Annotated in this window: 1 protein-coding gene; it reads right to left on the bottom strand. The window is 67.0% G+C overall.

From position 1 onward, the window contains the following. Window positions 1–1,516: APC family permease (locus VI056_08880; protein HEY6203146.1), on the bottom strand; the 1,516-nt coding region annotated here is incomplete at its 3' end. Window positions 1,517–1,570 lie beyond the last annotated feature (54 nt).

A 1,570-nucleotide genomic window follows, 5' to 3' on the forward strand; every position in this document is an offset into this window, starting at 1 on the left:
TCGGGGCGGTCGCCGCGATGAGGAGGCTGTCTTCGATCGATCGGTAGTGGCGATTGATCGCGTACAGCATCGCGACGAGGACCGGCAGGATCGCGATGACCATCCACGCACCGACCTGGAACTTGCTGATGCCGACGACGATCGCGACCACGCCGGTCGCGAGGGCGCCGGCCCCGTTGATCACCGTACCGATCTGCCAGCCGCGGCTTCGGTCGCGGAGCCATTTCCGGACCATGCCGCCCTGCGACAAGGTGAATGCGATGAAGACGCCCACCGTGTAGAGCGGGATCAGTCCGGTGACGCTCGCCTCGTACGCGACGATGAGGAACGAAGAAACCAGCGCGAGCGCGACGATGCCCGTGCTGAAGGCGAGACGATCGCCGCGCTGCGCGAACTGCCGAGGCATGAAGCGATCGACGGCCATGATCGAGGCGAGGCGCGGGAACCCGTTGAACGCCGTGTTCGCGGCGAGGATGAGGAGCAGCGCCGTCGAAAACTGGATGAGGTAGAAGTACCAGCTCGTGCCAACGAGCGAGCGCGCCAGGAGACTGAGAACGGTCTCGGTCTCACTCGCATCGGGCTGGATACCGATGGACGTCACGAGGAAGCTGATCGAAAGGAAGATCGTGCCGAAGAGCGAGCCCATGACGATGAGCACCATCTGGGCGTTGCGAGCCTCGGGCTTCTTGAACGCCTGAACGCCGTTGGCGACGGCCTCAGTTCCGGTCAGCGCGACGGAGCCCGAGGCGAAGGCGCGAAGCAGCAACAGGAGCATCAGCGGCTGTGTCCCGTCGGGCGGGAACGATTCGATCGGCGGGGGCGCCGCCGGCAGGTCACCGGTCAGCGCGCGCCAGAGACCTATCCCGATGAGCCCGAAGATCGCGAGCACGTACACGTAGGTCGGCGCCGCGAAGATGTTCCCGGCTTCGCGGATGCCGCGCAGGTTCCCGATCGTGAGCAGCACGACCAGGGCGACGGAGATCGTGACGCGCACTGGGTGGAGGTCGGGGAATGCGCTCGTGATCGCGGCAACTCCGGCCGCGACCGACACGGACACGGTGAGGAAGTAGTCGACCAGCAGCGCGCTCCCCGCGACGAGTCCCGGCACCACGCCGAGGTTCTCTTTCGCGACCACGTAGCTGCCGCCACCGCTGGGGTAGGCCTTGATGACCTGGACATACGAAAGGACCACGATCGCGAGGACCACCACGATCGCGACGGTGAGAGGCAGCGTGAGCGCGGCGACGGCGCCGATGCCGGCGAGCGCGAGGATCCGCATCGTCTCCTCGGTCGCGTAGGCGGACGAGGAGATGTTGTCGGAGGCGAAGATCGCGAGGCCGATCTTCTTGGAGACGCGCTCGGAATGCTCCTCCGCCGAGGCCAACCGGCGGCCGATGAGCACACGTCGCACGTTCGCCCAGGTGCGCGCGATGCGACCTTTCGATTCGAGCGCTTCTTCGGTCGCGACGAACCCGCCACGGGTGCGCTTGAACTCGGGCGGGCGGACGATGCGCACGACGCGATCCCCGGGCCGCTGCCCGCGCCGCTCTTCGCGGCGTTCGAGACCCCC

Source organism: Candidatus Limnocylindria bacterium (assembly GCA_036523395.1).
Classification (GTDB): Bacteria; Chloroflexota; Limnocylindria; order P2-11E; family P2-11E; genus CF-39.